At 72.1% G+C, this 3,312-nt stretch carries 2 protein-coding genes; one reads left to right on the forward strand and one right to left on the reverse strand.

Annotation, left to right across the window (positions count from 1 at the left end):
- Positions 1-1,583: ATP-dependent Clp protease ATP-binding subunit (locus tag GT030_RS26595; RefSeq protein ID WP_161203284.1), on the forward strand; the 1,583-nt coding region annotated here is incomplete at its 5' end.
- A 34-nt stretch (positions 1,584-1,617) separates the two neighbouring features.
- Here GT030_RS26595 and ggt read toward each other — a convergent pair.
- Positions 1,618-3,312: gamma-glutamyltransferase (gene ggt, locus GT030_RS26600; RefSeq protein ID WP_161203285.1), on the reverse strand; the 1,695-nt coding region annotated here is incomplete at its 5' end.

The following is a 3,312-nucleotide window of genomic DNA, read 5'->3' on the forward strand; positions in this document are numbered from 1 at the left end:
CGATGGACGCGGGCAACATCCTCAAGCCCGCCCTGGCCCGCGGCGAGCTGCACATCGTCGGCGCGACCACACTGGAGGAGTTCCGGCGGATCGAGAAGGACGCGGCGCTGGCCCGCCGGTTCCAGCCGATCCAGGTGCCGGAGCCGTCCGTCGAGGACGCGCTGGAGATCCTGCGCGGGCTGCGCGACCGTTACGAGGCCCACCACCAGGTCCGCTACACGGACGAGGCGCTGGCGGCGGCCGTGGAGCTGTCCGACCGCTATCTCACCGACCGGCGGCTGCCCGACAAGGCGATCGACCTGATCGACCAGGCGGGCGCGCGGGTGCGGCTCGGCGCCCGGACCAAGGGCGCGGACGTGCGCGCGCTGGAGCGCGAGGCCGAGCAACTGGTCCGGGACAAGGACCAGGCGGTGGCGGACGAACAGTACGAGCAGGCGACCCAGTTGCGGGACCGTATCGCCGACATCCAGCGGCGGATCTCGGAGGCGACCGACGACGGGGAGGTCGTCGAGGGGCAGAACCTCGAGGTGACGGCGGAGGCCATCGCCGAGGTGGTGTCCCGGCAGACCGGGGTGCCGGTGAGCCGGCTGACCCAGGAGGAGAAGGAGCGCCTGCTCGGCCTGGAGGAGCATCTGCACGAGCGGGTGGTCGGCCAGGACGAGGCGGTCAACGTGGTCGCGGACGCCGTACTGCGTTCCCGCGCGGGGCTGTCCAGCCCGGACCGGCCGATCGGCAGCTTCCTGTTCCTCGGTCCGACCGGGGTCGGCAAGACCGAACTGGCCCGCGCTCTCGCGGAGTCGCTGTTCGGCAGCGAGGACCGCATGGTGCGGCTCGACATGAGCGAGTACCAGGAGCGGCACACCGTCTCCCGGCTGGTCGGGGCGCCGCCCGGTTACGTCGGCCACGAGGAGGCGGGCCAGCTCACCGAGGTGGTGCGCCGGAACCCGTACTCGCTGCTGCTTCTGGACGAGGTGGAGAAGGCGCACCCGGACGTCTTCAACATCCTGCTCCAGGTGCTGGACGACGGGCGGCTCACCGACGCCCAGGGGCGGACGGTGGACTTCACCAACACGGTCATCGTGATGACCAGCAACCTGGGTTCGGACGTCATCACCCGGCGCGGTGCCGGGATCGGGTTCGGTCCCGGTGGCGCGGACGCGGACGAGGAGGCGCGGCGGGAGCAGGTCCTGCGGCCGCTGCGGGAGCACTTCCGGCCGGAGTTCCTCAACCGGATCGACGAGATCGTGGTGTTCCGCCAGCTCACGCCGGATCAACTGCGCCGGATCACCGACCTGTTGCTCAACGGCACCCGCGAACTGTCCAGCGCGCGGGGCGTGAGCGTGGAGTTCACCGACGCGGCCGTGGACTGGCTGGCGGAGCGCGGGCATCAGCCGGAGTACGGTGCCCGTCCGCTGCGCCGCACGATCCAGCGTGAGGTGGACAACCAGCTGTCGCGGCTGCTGCTGAACGGCACGGTGGGCGAGGGCGGCGAGGTGACGGTCGATGTGGCGGACGAGCGGCTCGACTTCCGGGTCCAGGGCCAGGAGGCCCAGCCGGCCGAGAGGCAGCGCGAGGGCGCCTGAGGCCCCTTGAGGCTTCAGGCGCCCGCGGGGTCCGTCAGCCCGTCGGGGTCACCACCATGGCCGAGCCGCCGCCGCGCCGGGTCGTCTCGGCGGCGGCCAGCCACTTGCCGTCCGGCAGCCGTTGGACGCCGGTCGCGGCGCCGATCTCGGGATTGAGCTTGAAGCTGTGCCCGAGCTGTTCCAGCCGGTCCCGCAACGCGCTGTCGTACAGGGCGGGTTCGAGTTCCGTCTGGGCGGCGTTGCGCTGGCTGGCGCGGGGCGCCGCGATGGCGTCGACCAGCGGGAGCCCCCGGTCGAGGAACTCGGTGAGGGTCTGGAGCACGGTGGTGATGATGGTGGCGCCGCCGGGCGAACCGAGCGCCACCACGGGCCGGTTGTGCCGGTCCAGGACGATGGTCGGGGAGATCGAGGAGCGCGGGCGCTTGCCGGGGCCGGGCAGGTTGGGATCGGGGACGCCGGGGCTCGCGGGGGCGAAGGAGAAGTCGGTCAGCTCGTTGTTGAGCAGGAAGCCCCGGCCGGGCACGGTGATGCCGCTGCCGCCGGTCTGCTCGATGGTGAGCGTGTAGGAGACGACGTTGCCCCACTTGTCGGAGACGGTGAGGTGGGTGGTGTTCTCGCCCTCGTACGTGGTCGGCGCGGCCTTGCCCTTGGTCGCGCAGGCCGCCGGGTGGCGCGGGTCGCCGGGGGCGAGCGGGCTGGTCAGGACGGCGTCGTCCTTGATCAGGCAGGCCCGCGAGTCGGCGAACCGCTGCGAGAGCAGCTGCTCGGTGGGTACGTCCTCGAAGGCGGGGTCCCCGACCCAGCGGCCCCGGTCGGCGAACGCGATCCGGCTCGCCTCGATGTACCGGTGCAGGTACTGGGTCTCGCTGGCCTTGGCGAGGTCGCTCCTCTCCAGGATGTTGAGCGCCTCGCCCACGGTGGTGCCGCCGGATGAGGAGGGTGCGATGGAGTACACCTTCAGACCGCGGTACGAGGTGTCGGTGGGTCGCTGGAGTTTGGCGCGGTAGCCCGACAGGTCCTTGGCGGTCAGCTTGCCCGGGCGGGCGTTCCAGCCGGAGGAGGGGTCGACCGGGGGCTTGTTGACGGTGGCGACGATGTCCCGTCCGAGGTCGCCCCGGTAGACGGCGTCGGCGCCCTTGCGGCCCAGCTCCTGGTAGGTCTTGGCCAGGTCGGGATTCTTCAGGGTGGAGCCGACCACCGGGAGTTTACCCCCGGGCAGGAACAGCCGTGCGGTGTCCGGGAAGTAGCGGAACCGGGTCTCGTTGGCGGCGGTCTGGGAGCGGAAGGTGTCGTCCACGGTGAAGCCGTCGCGGGCGATCCGCTCGGCCGGCCGCAGCACCCGGGCGAGGCTGTTGGTGCCCCAACTGCGCAGCGCCGTCTGCCAGGTGGCGGGCGTACCCGGTGTGCCGACGCTCAGTCCGCTGCTGACGGCGTCCGCGAAGGCCAGCGGCTTGCCGTTCTCCAGGAACAGGTCGGAGCGGGCACTGAGCGGGGCGGTCTCGCGGCCGTCGATGGTGTGCACGGTGCGGGACTTGGCGTCGTAGTAGACGAAGTAGCCGCCTCCGCCGACGCCCGCCGAGTACGGCTCCGTGACGCCCAGCGCGGCGGCGGTGGCCACGGCCGCGTCGACCGCGTTGCCGCCGTTGCGCAGCACCTCGATACCGGCCGCGCTGGCGTCGGCGTCCACGCTGGAGACCGCGCCCCCGTAGCCGACCGCCACGGGCACCTT

Origin of the sequence: Streptomyces sp. SID1328 (assembly GCF_009865595.1) — a bacterium.
Classification (GTDB): domain Bacteria; phylum Actinomycetota; class Actinomycetes; order Streptomycetales; family Streptomycetaceae; genus Streptomyces; species Streptomyces griseoluteus.